The sequence below is a fragment of the Vibrio sp. R10-SF1-ISO8 genome (assembly GCF_059833805.1).
This window is the reverse complement of record NZ_JCBDHL010000012.1, coordinates 187,275-205,810: the sequence shown is the minus strand read 5'-3', so window position 1 is coordinate 205,810 and position 18,536 is coordinate 187,275. Positions and strand designations below refer to the sequence as shown.

Annotated in this window: 20 protein-coding genes; 6 read left to right on the top strand and 14 right to left on the bottom strand. The window is 44.9% G+C overall.

The features are described from left to right. Position 1: 1 nt before the first annotated feature. Entirely contained in the window at positions 2-460 is a 459-nt protein-coding gene (locus AC6R00_RS10310; RefSeq protein WP_500640408.1) for a hypothetical protein, read from the top strand. 28 nt (positions 461-488) lie between these two features. On the opposite strand, the gene AC6R00_RS10305 is transcribed toward AC6R00_RS10310, so the two are convergent. Beyond that, positions 489-2,342 (bottom strand): sensor domain-containing phosphodiesterase, encoded by a 1,854-nt coding sequence (locus tag AC6R00_RS10305; protein WP_500640348.1) that lies wholly within the window; start codon positions 2,340-2,342, stop codon positions 489-491. Positions 2,343-2,467: 125 nt separating this feature from the next. Continuing rightward, positions 2,468-3,349 carry a LysR family transcriptional regulator gene (locus AC6R00_RS10300; protein WP_500640347.1) on the bottom strand — a complete coding sequence of 294 codons (882 nt, stop codon included), beginning with the start codon at positions 3,347-3,349 and terminating at the stop codon, positions 2,468-2,470. Positions 3,350-3,462: 113 nt separating this feature from the next. Between AC6R00_RS10300 and AC6R00_RS10295 the strand changes: the two genes are divergently transcribed. The 3 genes from AC6R00_RS10295 (at position 3,463) to AC6R00_RS10285 (ending at position 5,262) form a co-directional block, all read left to right on the top strand. Continuing rightward, positions 3,463-4,641, top strand: a complete 1,179-nt coding sequence (locus AC6R00_RS10295; protein WP_500640346.1) for a multidrug effflux MFS transporter — start codon at positions 3,463-3,465, stop codon at positions 4,639-4,641. A gap of 51 nt (positions 4,642-4,692) precedes the next feature. Then, the gene (locus AC6R00_RS10290; RefSeq protein ID WP_500640345.1) at positions 4,693-5,043 is read left to right on the top strand and encodes a hypothetical protein; all 351 of its coding nucleotides are present in this window, start codon (positions 4,693-4,695) and stop codon (positions 5,041-5,043) included. An 81-nt stretch (positions 5,044-5,124) separates the two neighbouring features. Then, positions 5,125-5,262: a hypothetical protein gene (locus AC6R00_RS10285; RefSeq protein ID WP_004745434.1), complete on the top strand. Its 138-nt coding sequence runs from the start codon at positions 5,125-5,127 to the stop codon at positions 5,260-5,262. A gap of 266 nt (positions 5,263-5,528) precedes the next feature. Here the strand turns inward: AC6R00_RS10285 and AC6R00_RS10280 are convergent, their stop codons facing one another. The 9 genes from AC6R00_RS10280 to norR all read right to left on the bottom strand — a co-directional run bounded on the left by AC6R00_RS10280 (position 5,529) and on the right by norR (position 15,073). Beyond that, entirely contained in the window at positions 5,529-6,128 is a 600-nt protein-coding gene (locus AC6R00_RS10280) for a glutaredoxin (protein WP_486787743.1), read from the bottom strand. A gap of 40 nt (positions 6,129-6,168) precedes the next feature. Continuing rightward, entirely contained in the window at positions 6,169-7,071 is a 903-nt protein-coding gene (locus AC6R00_RS10275) for a DMT family transporter (RefSeq protein ID WP_500640344.1), read from the bottom strand. A gap of 121 nt (positions 7,072-7,192) precedes the next feature. Next, the gene (locus AC6R00_RS10270; RefSeq protein ID WP_500640343.1) at positions 7,193-8,107 is read right to left on the bottom strand and encodes a DMT family transporter; all 915 of its coding nucleotides are present in this window, start codon (positions 8,105-8,107) and stop codon (positions 7,193-7,195) included. Between the two features lie 204 nt (positions 8,108-8,311). Next, on the bottom strand, positions 8,312-9,649 hold the full coding sequence (locus AC6R00_RS10265) for an MATE family efflux transporter (protein ID WP_500640342.1): 1,338 nt from the start codon (positions 9,647-9,649) through the stop codon (positions 8,312-8,314). Between the two features lie 128 nt (positions 9,650-9,777). Beyond that, the gene (locus tag AC6R00_RS10260) at positions 9,778-11,697 is read right to left on the bottom strand and encodes a monovalent cation:proton antiporter-2 (CPA2) family protein (protein WP_500640341.1); all 1,920 of its coding nucleotides are present in this window, start codon (positions 11,695-11,697) and stop codon (positions 9,778-9,780) included. Between the two features lie 2 nt (positions 11,698-11,699). Further along, positions 11,700-12,314, bottom strand: a complete 615-nt coding sequence (locus AC6R00_RS10255; RefSeq protein WP_500640340.1) for an NAD(P)H-dependent oxidoreductase — start codon at positions 12,312-12,314, stop codon at positions 11,700-11,702. A gap of 97 nt (positions 12,315-12,411) precedes the next feature. Further along, entirely contained in the window at positions 12,412-13,023 is a 612-nt protein-coding gene (locus AC6R00_RS10250; protein ID WP_500640339.1) for an HAD family hydrolase, read from the bottom strand. Between the two features lie 15 nt (positions 13,024-13,038). Then, the gene (locus tag AC6R00_RS10245) at positions 13,039-13,398 is read right to left on the bottom strand and encodes a glutaredoxin family protein (RefSeq protein WP_500640338.1); all 360 of its coding nucleotides are present in this window, start codon (positions 13,396-13,398) and stop codon (positions 13,039-13,041) included. 88 nt (positions 13,399-13,486) lie between these two features. After that, positions 13,487-15,073, bottom strand: a complete 1,587-nt coding sequence (gene norR, locus AC6R00_RS10240) for a nitric oxide reductase transcriptional regulator NorR (RefSeq protein ID WP_500640337.1) — start codon at positions 15,071-15,073, stop codon at positions 13,487-13,489. A gap of 255 nt (positions 15,074-15,328) precedes the next feature. Here norR and hmpA point away from each other — a divergent pair, with 255 nt between their 5' ends. Beyond that, a complete protein-coding gene (gene hmpA / locus AC6R00_RS10235; RefSeq protein ID WP_500640336.1) occupies positions 15,329-16,504 on the top strand; it encodes an NO-inducible flavohemoprotein in 1,176 nt (391 codons plus the stop codon). Between the two features lie 80 nt (positions 16,505-16,584). Here hmpA and AC6R00_RS10230 read toward each other — a convergent pair whose 3' ends face one another. The 3 genes from AC6R00_RS10230 to AC6R00_RS10220 all read right to left on the bottom strand — a co-directional run bounded on the left by AC6R00_RS10230 (position 16,585) and on the right by AC6R00_RS10220 (position 17,935). Further along, on the bottom strand, positions 16,585-17,124 hold the full coding sequence (locus AC6R00_RS10230; protein ID WP_500640335.1) for a hypothetical protein: 540 nt from the start codon (positions 17,122-17,124) through the stop codon (positions 16,585-16,587). Further along, entirely contained in the window at positions 17,117-17,656 is a 540-nt protein-coding gene (locus AC6R00_RS10225) for a YaeQ family protein (protein ID WP_500640334.1), read from the bottom strand. Before AC6R00_RS10225 ends, AC6R00_RS10230 begins: the two co-directional genes overlap by 8 nt. 69 nt (positions 17,657-17,725) lie before the next feature. Beyond that, positions 17,726-17,935, bottom strand: a complete 210-nt coding sequence (locus AC6R00_RS10220; RefSeq protein WP_004745419.1) for a cold-shock protein — start codon at positions 17,933-17,935, stop codon at positions 17,726-17,728. A 353-nt stretch (positions 17,936-18,288) separates the two neighbouring features. Between AC6R00_RS10220 and AC6R00_RS10215 the strand changes: the two genes are divergently transcribed. Continuing rightward, positions 18,289-18,501 (top strand): alternative ribosome-rescue factor A, encoded by a 213-nt coding sequence (locus AC6R00_RS10215; RefSeq protein WP_500640333.1) that lies wholly within the window; start codon positions 18,289-18,291, stop codon positions 18,499-18,501. Positions 18,502-18,536 lie beyond the last annotated feature (35 nt).

Below are 18,536 nucleotides of genomic sequence, written 5' to 3'. Positions count from 1 at the left end.
GATGTTATCGTTCTCTCCCCTTGTTGCGGCTTGCGAGCTTTATCAAGAGGATGTATCTGCACATTCGTTAATGCTTGAAGGCACTAAGCCATCGTGTACCACAATCTTCGATTTGGAGATAGATGATACTGTAGCAAACGAAGCCTTTATGGAACTGACCCTCGCAGAGAAAACCGATCACTCCTCTTATTGGTCTGATTGGTTGTTTGGTCATGAGACCAATCCACTGATTTCAAATAATGCCTCGTCCAATTACTTTGGTGTTGGAGTTTGGGTGCCTAATGAGTTGGAAGATAAACTCAAAGAGATGGACACCGAAAACTGGATCAGAAGCCATGGTGTACAGCTGAGCCTCGGCTTTGGCGATATGGATGCCGGAACACCACGCATGCGACTCGACTACCGTTGGCATGAACAGTATGACGGTGATTTTATGATGCAGGTTGAAGTACCTTTTTAAGCGAAAGCTTACCTTTCCTAATCAAAACCTATCCGTTAGACACTTGTTGTTGTTGGGTAATTCGTTCAAAGCTTTGACTAATAATGTTTTGCGGTTTATCAGGCTTTGAGAAGTAGTAACCCTGAATTTGACTACACCCCATGTCATAAAGCTTCTCTAGCGCTTCTTGATCCTCAACGCCCTCTGCGACCAACGAGAGATTCAATTGTTTGGCAAGTTGTACGATAAGCCATACCACACGTTCGGCGGTTTCATTGGTATGCATATTCCGGATAAAGGTAGCATCGATTTTAATGCAGTCGATTGGATAGCTATGGATATAGTTAAGGCTTGAATATCCAGTACCAAAGTCATCGAGTGCGACTTTAAAGCCAAGGAATCTCAGCTTGTTGAGGATCTTTTTCACTTCCTCGGTTTGTGATAGTAGCACCGTTTCCGTAAGCTCAATGGTGAACTCATCGGGTTTAAAGCCGTAGTGCTTTATGGTGTTGAGTAGGTGCTGTAAATAGCGATTCGAATTGTGCAGCTCGTGCGCGGAGCAATTAAGGCTCAGTCGAACGCTATGACCCAGTCCATTCTCCAGAGCCAGCTTCGCCTTACAGGCCAATTCTACGATGTGCTCACCCAACTCGACAATAAGCCCAGATTGCTCCGCGGCATCGATAAACTCTAGTGGTGAAATTGTCCCAAGAGCATGGCTTTGCCAACGGGCGAGAACTTCGAAGTAGTCCCAATTGTTATTGTCACGCTCAACAATGGGCTGCACTGCGACATATAGTTCGCTATCACTAATGGACTCTTTAGCGAGTTCTGTTCTGAGTGCGTCAATGATCAATGCTTTACGATAGTATTGAGCACTTAAGTGGGTATCGTAACATTGCACGTGAACGTGACGAGATTGCTTACAATCCTTCAGAGCGAGACTGGCATTGAGAATAATTTGGTCGGCGGACAGGCTTTGATTAATGTTTTTTGCTAAGCCAATACTCGCTGTGAACTTAATTTTGTGTGAAGGATCTTGGTAGCCTTTTTCTAGGTTTTTAATGATGGTGTAGCAGACTTTAAACGGATCGCTGGCTTGCGTGATAAAAGCAAACTCATCGCCGGCAATTCGAAATGCAAACTGCTCGTCTTTTATCGTTTCCTTGATGGTATTGGCAACAAACTTTATAAGCTGATCACCTATATAATTCCCATACAAGTCGTTAATTGACTTGAAATTATCAATGTCTAAATAGGCTAGCGTAAATGGAATGTTTTGCGTTTCGCTGAGTCTCTCAAGCTTATCTGAGAGATAGCTTCTGTTAAGTAGCCCCGTGAGGTTATCGTGAGAAACTTCATAACTGAGTTGATCAACGAGCATCTCTGAGCGTGCCGTTAGCCATTTTGACTTAAGGTTATGGGTGACGATATTGGCAAATAGCTTGTGGTTATATATCAGCTCCTCTCTGCTTTTAGGATCTAAAGCGCGAGTATAAGCAGACAATAGTATCCCTAAAACTTCGCCATTGCGGGTTTTAAGGGGAATTGCTAAGTACGATTCAATATCATGCTCAGAAATATATTGCTCATGAGGGTGGAGCTTTTTGGCATCAGCATCGCAGACGATATAGTCCTGATTAGACTTAATGACAAAGGTACACGTGCTGTGAGTCAGTGGCGCGAGATAATCATCCCGTTTCAACTTTACACCGCTAGAAGAGGCAAGAAGTGTTGATCGGTTGGTAAACTGATCAAGTTCAATAATGCATGTACAAAATGAGTTCGAGTATTGCTGAAGCTCCAACGTAGCTTTGTTGAGAAGATCTTGGCCATCGAGGCTGAGCGTATCGTTAATCGTCTCGACGCTTAACGAGTTCTGTACTGACGTTGTCCTAACCATATCGGTAACTCACTGTTATTGTGATTTGTATCACTTAATTATCAATCTAGTTACTCATTAAATATGGTACGTGTCGCATATTAATGCAAATGCCAAATATAGGTTTTTCGTTCGGTAGATAAAGATTACTGTTGGTTGGAAAGGCGCTCTTTTAAGTAGTCCAAAAACAGTTTAGTACGTGTATGCTGATAGTCGAGTTTTGGATAGTAGGCGTAAACTGTTGCTTCATCAGCAGTTATGTCCGGGAGAATACGCTTTAGCGCTCCGAGCTTAAGATCTTCTTTGATCATTACGTCGTTGGTGAGCAGCAGTCCCATTCCACTTTTTGCGGCATAAAAAAGAGCTTCAGGATTAGACGTAGCGAAGTTGCCATTGAGCAAAATCTTATGTCCATTGGTCAGGGAAATCTCACGTTGGGTTCTCTCTCCCCATACCAACATGTTGTGTTGAGTAAGCTCTTTAAAGCTTTGCGGCTCGCCAAACTGCTCAATATAACTTGGTGACGCATAGAAACCAGCTCGATGCTCAAAAAGGGGAGTGGCTTTAAAACTCAGCGAGTTGAGTTGTTCAATTTCACGGCTGATAAACAGATCCAAACTCAACGTTGGTAATTGACCGGGCGTGGTTGTGATCAGTTGAATGCGAATGTCAGGATACATCTGCAAAAAGTCGTTCAAGTACTGAACCAAAAACTTTGATCCTACCGCCAGAGTTGCGCCTATTTTAAGTAACCCTGCTGGCGTCTGAGATACCGAGCGTGTTTCGTCAACAATGGATTGCCAGCCATCAAGTTGGACTTTGGCACGCTCATAAAATAAAGCTCCCGCTTCAGTTTGCGTGACTGAACGAGTGGTACGTTTTAACAACTGAACGCCAATACGTTCTTCCAGCCAGTGGATACGTTTACTGATCGCTGAGCTGGTGGTGTTAAGGGTTCTTGCTGCGCCATTAAAACTGCCTTCATCAACGACACGAATATAACTCTGCACACTTTGAATCCAATCCATAACGCCACCTTATTGTTTCTTTTTGGGAACTAATCACTTTCCATAGCGGTATATTATCATTGAATAGTGGCTAATTTAAACTGACATTATTGTCGGTTTGTTAAGGAGCTACTATGAAGAAAACACCTATATTGTTAGCAATGATGATCATCGCAACTGGACAAGTTGGTGTCAGTATCTACCTTCCGTCATTGCCAATGATCAGTAACAGCCTGAATGTTGGGCAAGCCGACGTACAACTTTTGGTCACCGTTTTTCTCGTCGCTTTTGGCCTATCTCAACTCTTTTACGGCCCTTTGTCAGACGCCATTGGTCGACGCCCCGTATTTATACTCGGTCAGGGGATCTATTTAGTCGCAACTGTAATGTGCGTTACTTTCACCGATAACTTAACTGTGTTGATTATTGGGCGTTTTTTGCAGGGGTTAGGGGCTGGCAGTGCCTCAGTTCTTGGTCGAAGTGTGCTCCGAGATAGCTACGAAGGGGCGCAGTTAACTAAAGCGTTATCCTACATTTCTGTCACTGCTTCTGTTATGCCGATCATCGCGCCTGTTATGGGTGGTTGGATTGCTTTCTACTTGGGGTGGGAAGCGGTGTTTATGTTCGTCTTACTCTATCTAATCGCCATTTTTACTTTAGGTTACTTCGTTCTTCCAGAAACCATGACTTATGGAAAGACACAATTCAATTTGGTGAGTGTGATTAAAAACTATGGCGGCTTAATGACTAATAAGCAGGTTATTTCCAGTGCGAGCTATAACTGGGTGACTTACCTTGCGAGTGTTGTGTCGTTATCTGTTATGCCGTTTATATTGCAACATCAGCTTGGTCTGACGGCTGCAGAGTATGGCTCGGTCATGATCATACCGTCAGCTGGTTTAATGATGGGTAGCTTACTGCTTAATGTGGTGAACCGATATCTAGATACCAAGCAGATCCTTGCATTAGCCATTTCGACGATGATGCTCTCTGGTCTGTGGTTACTGGTTACGGAAGTTACTCTGTTTAATCTTGTGTCGGCGTTTACTTTGCTGACGATTGCACAAGGTCTTTCCACTCCTCTTTCTATCAGTATGTTGCTTGAGCCACATAAACGGCAGGCTGGTTCAGTGTCTGCATTGTCAGGAGCTGTACAAATGTGCTTGTCGGGAGCATTTGGTGGCTATTTGATTGAGCACTGGGTGCAAAGTCAAATGAGCATGGGAGTTTTCTATCTCATCTCGGCGACTACGATGGGTTTGGTTCTTATATCTTCGAAAAAGCTTATCATCGCTCAGCAAAAGTTTGCTTGATCACGCGTTGGGTATACAATGCCCGCAAATTTCTATGTTGAGACTGGATCAATGGAACTTAAAGATTTTGAAACGCTAGTCAAGTCACTATGCGATAAAGAGAACTTGCCGCAAGCACTCGAAGTACTGAAAGCAAGCGAAGACCAAGAAGTGGCGGAAGCCGCTGAGTCACTAACTGGGCAATTTGCGTTGGCAGAAGTCGATGGCGCTAAGCGTATCTATCACGTAACAGTACAGGCTAATGAGCAAGGTGAAGAACAAGAGTTTGTTGAGCATGTAATGGATGAAGGCGATGATGTGATCCGTTTTGTTGCTTGGTTCTTTGATGTCATGTTTGATGTGAAGCGCAAAGATACCTACCAAGTGGCTGGAAAAACCTATCAACAGCCAAAGCGTGCTTAGTTGTTAAATTTAATGTGATTTATATCTTGTTTTTAATCTAATTGTGATTAAAATCACACTCCTTACTTTGAGGAGATAATCATGAATCACGAATTAGGCAACGCATATCTAGGCCAGATGATCGCTAAGCAAGCCATGCAAGATGCTCTTTACGGCAAGCCTAAAGCGAAGAAGACATCTTTTATCAAACGTATGATGAAGAAAGTAATCAGCGCGTAGTTGAAAAGGATTTTATGAGTGAGGCGAGCGAAGCTGTCTGGCTCATTGAAACAAAGCCCCGCACAATCAGCGGGGCTTTGTCGTTTTTGCTTGGTGGAAAGCTTATACCAACCAGAATAAATATCTGGTCATTCTTGCTGGTCAAAATCGCTGATAGCTGCGTTATAGATTTTGTAGGTAGATCAACTAGCCAGCTGCAATCTATGCCTTGCTCTAAGCGATTTTTCCTGCGCAATTATCTGATCAGCTATTTATCCCGATTGGTATTACAGAGAAACCACGTTGTCTGGCACTGTGCTTAGCCCTTTCTCTTCAATCCAAGCGGAGAGGTTGTCGGCACCACCAATGTAATGACCATCCAGCCAGATTTGAGGAACGGTAACCGGCGTCTTCTCACCAATGATAGCTTTTACTTCAGGGATCATTCGATAAAGGGCTGCGCTGTCTTTAACGACATCGTAGTATTCGTATTCAATGCCCGCTTCATCTAAGATCTTTTTCGCTTTGACACAGTAAGGGCAAGTTGCCTTACCATAAACAATGTTGCCTTTTAGAGTATCGCGCTTAGTCCATTCTTGAATAATAGATTGCACGAGCACGCCACGGTTTAGCGCTTCCCCTTGGCTTACTACTTTGCCTTCGACCATCAGAATGGGCGCGTGCCATGAACCTACTTTCAAGGGTTCCCACCAGTGAGATAACCAATCTTTCACTTCAAGCTCGACTGGGATACCGGCAAGTTCATTTTCGAATGTGTCCTTAAGGATATCTTTGGTCAGAGTACACTCCCCGCAAGGAATGTTGACTTTGAATGGCCCCCAACTGCCAGCCCAGCGGTAAAGTGTTAATTTGATTGGTTGTGTCATAGAGGTTTCTCCGTTAAAAGCTATGACTAATTAGAACGGTCTAGCTTGAAATTTCTTTCAACTTTTTCGGCTTTTTTGCTTCCCATTGGGTAATGAAAGCCACTGAAGCGATAATGATCGCCGCGCCAAGCCAAAGCCGACCTGGTGGTACCCAGCCAAATACCATCCAACCCGCTAACACATTTAATGGCAGTTTCGCGTGATCAAAGGGTTGAACAAACGAAGCATCTGCCACGGAATATGCTTTAACAATAGCCCACTGCGCCAGTGCTGTCATAGCGCCTGCACCGATTAAGATTAGCCATAATGTTCCGCCTGATGGCAGTTGCCAGTCTGGTAGAGCGAGCAAAATGTTAAACGGTGTAATGAGTATGAGTAGGTATACAACCATGGTTGATGGAGAGTCTTGTGAAGAAAGCTTTTTCACCATCAGCGCGTAACAGGCCCAAAAGAACGCCGCGCCGACAGGAAGAAGCGTCGCCCAACTAAAATCGTCCGCCCAAGGTTCTAAAATGATCATGGCACCAATAAAGCCAGTGAGGGTAGCACCCCAACGAGCCGCGCCTACTTTCTCTTTAAGGATTAATCCGGATCCGATCGTCGCAAATAATGGCGAAGTCATCAGTAGGGCGATGCCTTGCCAAATCGGTACAGGGTAGGCAAGCGCCCATAGCCACAGTTGGATACCTATCACCGCTAAGAAGACGCGTAAAACATGCAACCCTAGATTCTGCGTGCGCAGTGACTGCCTAATACCTAGTGTTTTTAAGTAGGGTAGAATAACCACAAGTGCGATTGCATACTGAATCAGGGCAACCGTTGTCGAAGAAAGACCGTAATTGATACTCGCCACTTGAGCCAAGCTATTTACGATGGCAAAAGCCAGTCCTGCGCTTAGCATCCAACTAGCGCCTTGAAGAGGGTGGTGGTTTTGGGTGCTCATGATATAAGTGTCTGAAAAATAGATAAGCTGAATCATACGATGTTATTTAGCTCAGGTCACCTGACGAATTTGAGCGTATTGGACAAATGATTCGAATGATTCAGCAAAGTTTGGCGCGAGATTACTTCTTGTTTAAGGTGTAAACCGACACGACGACAAGCACAAGCCCCAGTGCATGCCAGATCGTAAACACTTCATCGAGTACCATTACCGCCATACCAGCGGTAATTCCTGGGCCTATATTACTTGTTAGGCTCAAGGTTGTTGGTGTAAGCCTTGCCATCGCGGCGGCGACCAAATACGAAGGCAACACGGTACAGAATATGCCAAGTAGTACACCGGTTACGATTAGCTCACGGTTCCAAGTTGCAATATCAGCGCCGCTCAACCCTAAGTGAACCAAAATAGCCAGTCCGGCGCTACCCATGCCGATACTGGTGAACAGTGAGCTGCCAAGGTGACCGATAAGTGGCTTGCTCCATACTAGATAAAACGCGAACACCAGTGCTGAACCAATAGCAAGCAAGCTGCCAAGAAGCACCGATTGCCCTAGGGTATTAAAGTCATGAACAACAATAAAACTGATCCCTAGGTAACCAATCAAGGCAGAAATAATGACGGTGCGACTCGGTTTTTGCTGATATAAAGCCCAACTGATCAGTACGACAAAAGTTGGAAACAAGAAGATCAACAATCGTTCTAGCTGGGCAGTAATAAATTCTAATGCAGCAATATCAAGGAAACTTGCCAAGTAGTAGCCCATCACACCAATAGTAGCGGCTTTAAAGCCATGTTGTTTTACTCTATTTCGTTTTTCAGGTTTTCTGCAAAGGTAAATGAGCATAAGTAGATAGAGTGGCAGAGAACTAAACGCACGCAGAGTCATAATTGAGGTTGCGTCGCCACCATATTGGTAGGCAACTTTGACCAAAACGGGTTTTATCGAAAAGAGAATGCAACCTGCCAGTGCAAGCAAGATCCCGACTTGAGAGATGGATGAGCTTGATGAGGGGGCGACGTGTGCTTCTTCAGTCATGTTTCTCGTATCCTTTATTTGAGAGTGGTGGCTACGAGAAAAGTGGTGTTCTGGCTACGTTTCTCGCAGCCAGACAGGAGGTTACCTACCGGCTAAGGGCATTAAGGAGAAGGAGCCAAAGGTAGGTAAACGTAAATTTCATAATTGTTCCTAAGTGATGAGCTTTTAGACTATCGACATATGCTTTAGATTGCAATCGACAAATTATGCAGATTGTAGCCTAGTTTCAATTTGGCCTAATGCTCTTTGGTACATAGACCAAGCACATATGCCCGCTAGGATATTGCCGCCGAACGCGCCCCAAAACAGACCTTGAATCCCTCCTAGCTGTGCACCTAACCACAAACAAGGTAGGAAAAAGGCAAATAGACGCAGTGCTGAGATAGTCAGCGCGGTATAGGATTTACCAAGTGCGTTTGAAATGGAAACCATTAACATGCAGATGCCCAAAGGCCCAAGGCTAAATGGCACGATCATCAGGTGGAAATTTAGGATGGTTTCTACTTCTTCTTCACTGGTCATTAGCGATGCCAGCCAATCAGAGGTGAGTAAAGTGATCGCCGCGATTACGACTTGAAAACCGATAACAAATTTACACGCGATCACCACAAGTTTGCGAATATCGGTTAGATTGTTACCACCTAGGAGCTTACCAACCATAGGCGGCATTGACATGGTAAGAGCAAGCACCGAGACGATCGCAAAGAATTCATAGCGAGAGCCGAGTGCCCATGCTGCAACCGCTGCTGTGCCGTAGCTAGCGAGGAGCTTTGTGGCTAACATTGACGATAGTGGCGGCAGCAATTGACTGATCATTGCTGGGCCCATGATGTTACCAATTGAACGCACGCTTTTAACCACATTCAAATCGCTCCAATCGAAACTCATCCAATGTTTGCGAGTCACCTTAGGGGCGACAATCAAAATGCCGATACCAAAGGCTAGAATGGTGGCAATAGCCGCTCCATTGATCCCCATATCTAGAGTGAAAATAAAGATAGGATCGAGTATTAAGTTGAGAAGACTAGTCACCATCATCATGGTGCCAGGCAACATGGTATTGCCATTGGCGCGACATACGCTGTAAAGGAAGTAGAGCACAGCACCCACCCAAGCACTGACTAGCCAGTAAATCCAATAGCTATCAATGATAGGAAGAACGCTATCCGGAGCACTAAGAAGAGACAGAATCGGTTCACGCAACAGGTAGATAATGACTGAAAACAGCGCGACACCAATACTCCCCATTGCAATCACAAGGCCACCGAGTTGTTTAGCATAGCGCTCTTGGTTCGCTCCAATGGCTTTGGCTATCACTGCTGTTGTTGCGATCCCCAGACCAACCTGAATACCGATGATCACCATCTGAATCGGTAGGGTAAATCCTTGTGCAGCAAGAGGTAGAATGCCCAACTGGCCGATGAACGCACTGTCTACCAGTTGGAAACTCATAATGGACAACACGCCAAATAGCATTGGCCAGGTCATTTTGAATAGCTGTTGCCCCAGCGAAGGGGATGTTTCTTGTGTCGTTACAGTCATATTTGAGCTCAGGTTGTTTAACCAGTTTCAAAGCAAGTCGAGGTAATGCGCTTTGGTTTGATTAGGGTTACTGTTACATCGTTGCTAAAACGTTAAAATTCAAGCCTAAAGCGTAAAATTCTATAGATTTACTCTTCTTTTAATTCATCGGCATATCCTTTTGGTGGAGGAGTCCAGCCTCGCTCTCCTCCCTCGTGGCGGTCGCTGCGGTCAGCTTGTATCGCCAGTTTGATTTGCTCTTCAAGGTGCATAAAGAGTTTACGGTAGTTATTATCGAAGCGTTCACCTTCAGAATCATCTTCCCAAGCGTGGTATAAGATGTCTGATTTCTTGTCTTCAACGCGCTTATACGCCGATTTTTGCTGCTCGACAGTAAATGGGTGGTAGTTCAAAGAACGCATCGCGTGCGCACCGAGTTCTAGAGCGGAGTGATAAGTTTCAAGCTCGACAATATCAGCCCCAGCTTGTCTCAGTAGATAGCCATGGCCGCGGTCAAAGGCGCGAACTAACACCCTCACTTTCGGATAGGTATGTTTCACGTACTTGGTCAGTTCAACGCTGGTGTCTGGATTGTCGATGGCGATAACGATCATTGCTGCCTCTTCAATTCCTGCGGTGTGGAGTAAGTCTGGTCTGCTAGCATCACCAAAATAGGCTTTAGTATTGATTTGTCGCATAACATCAACTTGCGCCGCTTGTTGATCAAGGACGACAGTTTTAATCCCGTTGGCAACCAATAGACGGTTAACAATCTGACCAAAGCGCCCAATCCCTGCAATAATCACAGTGCCTTGCTCTTCAATGGTATCTGCTTCTTGCTCATTCGACTGCTGTTCAAAGCGCGGTAAGATCACCTTATCGAACAGAATGAACAGTCCCGGAGTGAGGAACATAGATAGGGCAACAACGAGCGAAAGCGTTTGAGCGATATCTTGTGGAATAACATGGTTTTGCACGGTAAAACTAAGCAGCACAAATCCAAATTCACCCGCTTGAGCAAGGCTAAGAGTGAACAGCCAACGGTTACTATTCTTGATGCGGAAAATGAACGCCAAAGCATAGAAGACGAGTGCTTTGAGCAGCATGACACCAATCGTCAAACCAATGATAAGCGCAAAGTCATTGAATAAAATGCCAAAATTGATGCCTGCGCCAACGGTAATAAAGAACAGTCCGAGCAGAAGCCCTTTAAATGGATCGATATTAGACTCAAGCTCGTGGCGGAATTCACTGTTGGCAAGCACGACACCCGCTAAGAACGTGCCTAGTGCTGGAGAAAGCCCGACTAAGCTCATTAATGCGGCTATCCCTACTACTAACATCAGTGCTGTAGCGGTAAATATTTCTCGTAGACCTGAGCTGGCGACGAAGCGAAATAAAGGACGGCTTAAGAAGTGGCCGCTAACGACTAATCCCACTATAGAAGCGATGATGACTAAGCCATAGGTCCAGCCTGGAAGACCTGACACTAAACTTAACTCTTCATGGTGGTCTGCGGCGGTGCCAACGGCATTTTGCGCCTGCTCGACTAACTCCGGCAAAGCAAGTAGCGGAATAAACGCCAGCATCGGAATAACGGCGATATCTTGGAACAACAAAACAGAAAACGCGTTCTGTCCACCTTCTGTTTTCGTTAAGCCTTTTTCATTAAAGGTTTGTAAAACAATTGCTGTCGATGAAAGCGCAAAGATTAAGCCTATTGCTAACGCGATAGTCCACGGTTGTTCGAAGTAAAGAGCAATTGCCATAACAACTGCGGTGGTTCCACCGACTTGCAGGCCTCCAAGACCCAATAGACGGTTACGCATCGACCAGAGCATCTTGGGTTCTAGCTCAAGACCGACTAAGAATAGCATCATCACAACACCAAACTCAGCGAAGTGCTGAATGGTTGTGGTTTCTTCGCCTACTAGCCCAATAATCGGGCCGATAATGACGCCAGCGATGAGATAACCAAGAACCGAACCTAACCCTAATCGTTTGGCGATAGGCACAGCAATAACAGCCGCTACAAGGTAAATAAAGGCTTGGAGAAAGTAACCAGTCATGCTTAGTCCTCTTTCACTAATGTGGCGAGATAATGATTGAGTTTTTCCGGCTTACTCGCTTGTTCGAAATCTATCTCGTTGGCGACGAGTTTTTTGAGCAAGCTTGACCAGTTTTCAACATGCGATTTAACCCGTCCATCTTCTTGAGCTGTGCGAGCACCAAATAGAGCAAATGGGGCGAGGTATTGCATGCCTGTCAGTGTAGCCATTTGCTCCAACGGATGGAGCAACTCGCGAATCGTAAAGTGGTTGTAGCCATCGGTTTGGTAAGCATCGGCTTTACCACCTGCCGATAGAGAGCAGAGGAACTTTTTGCCATGCAGAGCAGTGCCGTCATGTCCGTAGGCAAAACCATATTCCAGTACAAGATCTTGCCACTCTTTTAAAATTGCAGGAGTGGAGTACCAGTAGAGGGGAAACTGAAAAATGATCACATCGTGGTCAATCAACCTTTGCTGCTCTTTATCTATGTTGATGTGATAGGTCGGGTACTCATGGTAAAGATCGACAACCGTAACGCCTTCAACCTTTTTCGCTGCTTTAAAGAGGTGTTGATTCACTTCGGAACGTTGAGGTGAAGGATGAGCGTAAAGCACAAGAACTTTGTTTTCAGACATAGACTATCTCGCTGATTGAAAGGCCGTTTCTCGAAATTGGGCACAGAAACTAATTGTTACATAGTGATTATATTTACGCCACTAATGCGAGCGTGAGCTATTTGTGAAATGGAGCAAAAGCTTGTTCTAAGTCGTGGAGGTGCTCAACAATCAAAGAGGCGTGAGCTGAGAAGTCAGTAGGCTTGCCATGAGTTAATAGACAAGAGGGCATGTCTGCATTAAAGGCGGCTTGTAAGTCATAGAGATAATCTCCGACATAAAGGATTTGATGACGTTCTAAGTTCCACTCGTCGGCGAGAGATACCAGCGAATCAGGAGCTGGTTTAGGTGGGAAATGCTCTCGGGTGATAATACGTGGGATTTTGAGTTCGTTGTGAGAGACTTTTTGTTCTGCGGCTTGGGCGCAATTTCGAGTAATAATCGCAGTTAAGAGTTGATTAGAATGGATAAACTCAATCAAAGATTGGCATCCGGGCATAGGGTGCGATGAATTAGCGTCGTCTAGCTCATGTTGGAGAATAAGCGCATTGGCTTGTTGAGAGGTTTGCTCACATTCCAATTGGTCAACAAAAGAGAGCAAGTCTCTATCGAGCGGGCAGCCGATTTGCTCTCTTAGCCAACGGAAGTCCATGTCAGAACTCACCAGAGTATTATCCAAATCAAAAACAATGGCTTTGATATCGCGAATATTCAATGGTACGTGTGACATAGACACTCCTTCTGTTTATGCGAACTCTTTCTCCAAGTACGCGACAATATCTGAAGACTCATACATCCATTGTACGTCCCCATCTTTTTCAATTCTTAGACAAGGGACTTTTACTTTACCACCACCCGCTTCGAGTTCTGAGCGGTGCGTCTGATCGTTCTTAGCATCACGAAGGTCAAATTTTACCGATTGACGTTTCATTGCTCGGCGCACTTTTACACAGAATGGACACGCTTCGAACTGATACAGTGCAAGAGACTGTGCTTTGCTATCTACCTCTTGCTGCGCTTCGTTCGAGCGCTTAACGCCTTTTGGTGAGAAAACAAAGTTGAGCAGTAGGATAACGCGTCCTAAAAACCAGCGGATAAACTTCATAACAATCCTATTTATATAATTCTAACTTCAGATGACATTTACGTTACGCATTGTAACCGAGATGTGATCATTCTTGAATCCTAAAAGCTCAGCTAACTTTTAACTGATGTTTCTTGGTAACCTCGATACCAAGGCGCTTAGCCAAGCGCGTCAGATTGGCGCGATCTGTCTTTAATGCTCGTGCCGCTTTGGCCCAATTAAACTCCGCCTCGGTTAAGGCCGAAACGATCATTTTGCGTTGATACTCTTCAGTGGCTTCGCGTAGCCCCAATGAGATGTCTAACTCTACGCTCGCATTAGGGGAGTCAAGCGCCGTATCGTTGCCCGAAACGATAGATTGTAGTTCACCGATATCTTCAATTGAGACCGTAATCAGTTTACCGTTTTTGCTGCGAGCTCGTGCTTTGAGTGCTGCACGATTGATGACGTGTTCAAGTTCACGAACATTACCCGGCCAGTTGTAGCGAGAAAGAAGAAGCTGCGCATCTTTACCTAGCTTGATCTGGACAATACCGAGCTTACGCCTTGCTTGTTCAAGAAAGTAGCCGGCGAGCAAAACAATATCGCCGTTTCTTTCACGAAGTGCTGGGACGGTGATCGGGTAGACGCTTAAGCGGTGGTAGAGATCTGAGCGGAAATGCCCTTCAGAGACTTCTTCTTTGAGATCTCGGTTAGTGGCGGCTAAAACGCGGACGTCGATGGTTTCTACCTTGTCTTGCCCGACCGGTTGGATCTCATTGTTTTGCAGTGCACGTAGAATCTTGCTTTGTGCTGCAAGGGGCAGTTCTCCTATTTCGTCTAAGAAAAGCGTTCCGCCATCGGCTAACGCAAACTTGCCTAAACGAGATTTATCTGCGCCAGTGAAGGCTCCCTTAACGTGCCCGAACAGTTCACTCTCGACCAAGTTTTCGGGAATAGCGGCACAGTTTACATACACTAAGGGCTGTTTTTTACGTGGTGATAGATGATGCAGGCTTCGGGCGACAAGCTCTTTACCTACACCAGTTTCACCATGAATCAAAATGTTGAAACTGGATGGAGCGACGACCTCAATGTCGGCCTTCAAAGCTTGCATCGCGACGCTGTCACCAATGATATCCCCACCATCACGATCCCAAGCGTCCTCATTAAGCTCTTCAAAGCGTTGTTGGGTTTGTTTTGCCTGTTGTTCTAGTTGGCTTACCGTGAGCGCGACTTTTAGTGTAGAAGCTGCAATAGCCGAGAGTGCATCTAAGCTGCGAGTTGGAAACTGATCAAACACGCCTGGCGTTAAGCTGTCTAGAGTTAAGACGCCAAGCAGTTTGTCGGCATAGAGTAAAGGTAAGCCCATACACGAGTGCATCGGTAAATCGCCTTCGTAATCGAGGAGCAAATTATCAAACGGATCAGGAAGATCGCTATCGGCGTCAAATCTTACCGCGGTTTTCGACTCACAGATTCGGGCAAATCGTGGATGTTCGTCTATCTTAAAACGACGACCTAATGTGTCGCGGGTTAAACCTTGTAGAGCCAGAGGGACTAATGTGTCTCCTTGACGTGACAAAAGCGCGACACAGTCACACTGAATCGATTTACGAATGGCATCAAGTAGGTTGTTGAATCTATCTTGATCGTTGTCTCCGCGAGCGAGACCGATCGTCATATCAATGAGGGTTGAAACAGAGATATCTTGCATAAAATTACTAACAGCCGGGGTAGGAGAAACCCAGTTTGAATCGGATGTTGCTAAATTAATCACACTGAATGCGGTATTGCAACCTATTAATGTCAATTTGACCTATTTCAAAAGTGTCGTAATGACTTTTTCTAAGCAAAAAATAGCAATAAAACTAGCAGTTTAAAGGGATTCTGAAGTTGGCACACTTCGTGCTGTTAAGGGGTATAAAAAACTTAAATATAACAAACTATAACTACTGAGGAGTAAGTCCTAATGCTTAACAACCAACATATCGAAGTCGTAAAGAGCACTATTCCACTTCTAGAGTCTGCAGGCCCGGCGTTGACTCAGCATTTTTACCAAAGAATGTTTAGCCACAACCCAGAGCTAAAAGATATCTTTAACATGACCCACCAACAAACAGGGCGTCAAAGTGTGGCTCTTTTCGAAGCGGTTGCGGCTTATGCGAAAAACATTGAGAACCTAGAGGCGCTGACTTCTGCGGTTGAACGTATTGCTCACAAACATACTAGTTTTAACATCCAAGCGGAGCACTACCAAATTGTCGGTCACCACCTTATTGAAACGTTGCGTGAACTAGCGACAGAAGCTTTCACTCCAGAAGTGGAAGAAGCGTGGACCGCTGCGTACCTTTTCCTTGCTCAGGTATTCATCGATCGCGAGGGCGAATTATATCTACAACGTAAGCAAGCCGTGGGTGGGTGGCAAAACGCACGTGGCTTTGTCGTTAAGTCGAAAAAGGCTGAATCAGAGCTAGTGACTAGCTTTGTGCTAGAGCCAGAAGATGGTGGTGAGGTACTGGATTACCAACCAGGTCAATACATTGGTATTGAGCTAAAGCCTAGCCAAGGCGATTATAACGAAATTCGTCAGTACTCTCTGTCTCAAAAGCCGAATGGCAACGATTACCGAATCTCAGTGAAACGCGAAATCGGTGAACATAAAGGCTTGGTGTCTAACTTCCTCCATGACGAAGTCAATGAAGGCGATAGAGTGAGTCTTTATGCTCCGGCTGGTGATTTCTATTACCAAGAAAAGCAGCAACCAGTGGTACTTATTTCAGCGGGCGTGGGTGCAACTCCGATTCAATCTATGATGCAAACCCTCGCTTCGCAAGGTAAGAAAGATGTGAGTGTTCTGTACGCATGTAACGACCAAAAGCAACACACATTTAAAGATGAAACGGCGCAGCTTGTACAGCAGAACAATTGGAAGCGTTTCACTTGGTACTTAAATGAAGCAAGTGCCGACTTTTCTGGTGAGCTAGATTTGAACCTAGTTGCGAAGGAACTACCTCTTGGCAGCGCAGATTTCTATCTATGTGGTCCAGTAGGCTTTATGGAATCAGTGGTACGTCAACTAGAAGCGTTAGGCGTTGACCGCGACCGAATTCACTACGAAGTGTTCGGCCCTCATACTTACCTATAATCTGAGCAATAGTAAAAAGGCCCTCATTTCGAGGGTCTTTCGATTTTGGTTCATCACTACGCGGTTCTGTCGCCGTTAGACTAGCTGAATAACTTCTTAAGCCAAGTGATAGGGTTACATGAACCCGAAGCTTGAATAGGGGAGCGCTCTGAACCGTGATAGTAGCTCGACAAAAACTCTGTTCTCAGCGACTGAACATCTAGTTTATTAACCGAAGATATTAGCTCAGCACTGTTTTGTGCATGATCATTAGCGAGACTAAAATCGAGTCTTAAATAACCCTGGACATACAGCCATAGATGAGTGCATAGGATCAGTTGATCCATTCCTTGCTCTTCAAACTTTCCCGCGTGGTCTTGACCTAAATTGTCATGGAATGCTTGATGCATTGCCTGCATAGACGCAGCGTTAGATTGCACGTAACTGCTCGCTTCGACATGAGCCTTAGTCAGAATGCCAAGTAGGTGATTGGAAACAGGGCTTTCCGGTTTGTTTTGTCGCGCTTTTTCAAACAAAGGTGAGTGAGCCTGACAAAACAAATCCCAAGCTTTAGATAGAGCAGCCAATGGCGGCAGAGCGTCAGCACCTATCGCTTTGAGTTGCTGCTCCAAATCAGTCATTCGACTGTAAGCTCTCTAGAGAAATCTCAAATGACCCCTTATCTGAGTCAACAAACAGGCTGTCTCCAGTGATCATCACTGATAGATCCATACTGCGTTCGACAACCTCTGATAGTGCTTCGATACCGTTCCAATCAAAGCGATAGATGTTAGCATCATACTGGTGAACTTTGTTTTTGGTCTGTTCCCACCAGACATCGGATTTACTGTTAAAGGAAAATACATCTACTTGCTTAGCTAAGCGGCAAGACTTTTTAATGCGATCAAGAGATGGCTCTCCGATATCCACCCAAAGTTGAATTTGGTCGTCGAGAGACTTGACCCAGAGGTCCGGCTCTTCAGTGGTTGATAAGCCTTTTGTTAGCGCGAGTTCCGGCTGCCATTTAACACAGAAGGCCAAAATACGCGCCATCATTCGTGGTACTGTTTCTGATGGGTGCTGTGCGACAGTAAGCTGTGTAGAGTCGTACAAGTCGCGGTTGGTGTCGGAAAGAGAAATTCGGAATTTATAGATAGTTGGTTTAAGAGCCATGAGCCTTACTTATAGTCAAAAAAATAGCCAGCGTAATGCTGGCTATTGTAAATCTTTAGCACTAGACAATTAAAGTACTTTAATTTGCTCAGCTTGTGGGCCTTTTTGACCTTGAGATACTACGAACTCAACTTTTTGGCCTTCAACTAGAGTACGGAAACCGTCGCCAGTGATTGCTGAGAAATGTGCGAAAACGTCTGGGCCGTTTTCTTGCTGGATGAAACCAAAGCCTTTAGTTTCGTTGAACCATTTAACTGTACCAGTAACAGTGTTAGACATAATGTATATCCTTGATAAACCTTGTAAAAGCCATACGGCACCGATAGCGTGGAAAAGGAGATTGCTATTGCGTACGACGTTGCGGTAGATATTCAAGTAATCCAACGAAACGGCGAAATTAAACAAGAACCGTTTTCTAGCTGCGATCCAGTCTAAAGCGAAGTGCAACTAAGTCAATAAAAATAAGGAGCTTTGTACAGTTTAATATCGTGTTTTCACTAGAAATTTGCGCTAGGTATAGTTTCGAAAATATTACTGATTAGCGTATAAATAGTGTAACATTCGTTTGGCTAGTAGATTGTATCGTTTTACTATTCTCTGGCTAATATTCAATCATTTATTGTGGAGGCCGCATGGCTAAGAGCAAACCAAAAGGTGACATTGGAGAGGTTAGCCTCATCCATGATGTCGAGATGGGTAGGGGGCAGGTAAAAGACAATGCCCTAAAAGCGATGGTAACCAGTAAGCTCTACAGAGCCAAGGTAGAGAAAGCGAAAAAAGGCAAAGGGAGTTATCAGCGTAACATGAAACACAAGGGCAAAGAGCCCTATTCAAAAGCCGCTTAAAAAGCGAAGTTTGAATAGGGCTTTTTTATTACCTG

What these genes read in the sequence shown, in the direction of transcription:
- AC6R00_RS10255 (WP_500640340.1), bottom strand. Translation starts at nt 12,314, where the DNA reads ATGTCTGAAAACAAAGTTCTTGTGCTTTACGCTCATCCTTCACCTCAA.
- norR (WP_500640337.1), bottom strand. Translation starts at nt 15,073, where the DNA reads ATGCAAGATATCTCTGTTTCAACCCTCATTGATATGACGATCGGTCTC.
- AC6R00_RS10245 (WP_500640338.1), bottom strand. Translation starts at nt 13,398, where the DNA reads ATGAAGTTTATCCGCTGGTTTTTAGGACGCGTTATCCTACTGCTCAAC.
- AC6R00_RS10285 (WP_004745434.1), top strand. Translation starts at nt 5,125, where the DNA reads ATGAATCACGAATTAGGCAACGCATATCTAGGCCAGATGATCGCTAAG.
- AC6R00_RS10220 (WP_004745419.1), bottom strand. Translation starts at nt 17,935, where the DNA reads ATGTCTAACACTGTTACTGGTACAGTTAAATGGTTCAACGAAACTAAA.
- AC6R00_RS10300 (WP_500640347.1), bottom strand. Translation starts at nt 3,349, where the DNA reads ATGGATTGGATTCAAAGTGTGCAGAGTTATATTCGTGTCGTTGATGAA.
- AC6R00_RS10230 (WP_500640335.1), bottom strand. Translation starts at nt 17,124, where the DNA reads ATGACTGATTTGGAGCAGCAACTCAAAGCGATAGGTGCTGACGCTCTG.
- AC6R00_RS10270 (WP_500640343.1), bottom strand. Translation starts at nt 8,107, where the DNA reads ATGACTGAAGAAGCACACGTCGCCCCCTCATCAAGCTCATCCATCTCT.
- AC6R00_RS10250 (WP_500640339.1), bottom strand. Translation starts at nt 13,023, where the DNA reads ATGTCACACGTACCATTGAATATTCGCGATATCAAAGCCATTGTTTTT.
- AC6R00_RS10290 (WP_500640345.1), top strand. Translation starts at nt 4,693, where the DNA reads ATGGAACTTAAAGATTTTGAAACGCTAGTCAAGTCACTATGCGATAAA.
- AC6R00_RS10225 (WP_500640334.1), bottom strand. Translation starts at nt 17,656, where the DNA reads ATGGCTCTTAAACCAACTATCTATAAATTCCGAATTTCTCTTTCCGAC.
- AC6R00_RS10275 (WP_500640344.1), bottom strand. Translation starts at nt 7,071, where the DNA reads ATGAGCACCCAAAACCACCACCCTCTTCAAGGCGCTAGTTGGATGCTA.
- AC6R00_RS10260 (WP_500640341.1), bottom strand. Translation starts at nt 11,697, where the DNA reads ATGACTGGTTACTTTCTCCAAGCCTTTATTTACCTTGTAGCGGCTGTT.
- AC6R00_RS10215 (WP_500640333.1), top strand. Translation starts at nt 18,289, where the DNA reads ATGGCTAAGAGCAAACCAAAAGGTGACATTGGAGAGGTTAGCCTCATC.
- AC6R00_RS10280 (WP_486787743.1), bottom strand. Translation starts at nt 6,128, where the DNA reads ATGACACAACCAATCAAATTAACACTTTACCGCTGGGCTGGCAGTTGG.
- AC6R00_RS10310 (WP_500640408.1), top strand. Translation starts at nt 2, where the DNA reads ATGTTATCGTTCTCTCCCCTTGTTGCGGCTTGCGAGCTTTATCAAGAG.
- AC6R00_RS10295 (WP_500640346.1), top strand. Translation starts at nt 3,463, where the DNA reads ATGAAGAAAACACCTATATTGTTAGCAATGATGATCATCGCAACTGGA.
- hmpA (WP_500640336.1), top strand. Translation starts at nt 15,329, where the DNA reads ATGCTTAACAACCAACATATCGAAGTCGTAAAGAGCACTATTCCACTT.
- AC6R00_RS10305 (WP_500640348.1), bottom strand. Translation starts at nt 2,342, where the DNA reads ATGGTTAGGACAACGTCAGTACAGAACTCGTTAAGCGTCGAGACGATT.
- AC6R00_RS10265 (WP_500640342.1), bottom strand. Translation starts at nt 9,649, where the DNA reads ATGACTGTAACGACACAAGAAACATCCCCTTCGCTGGGGCAACAGCTA.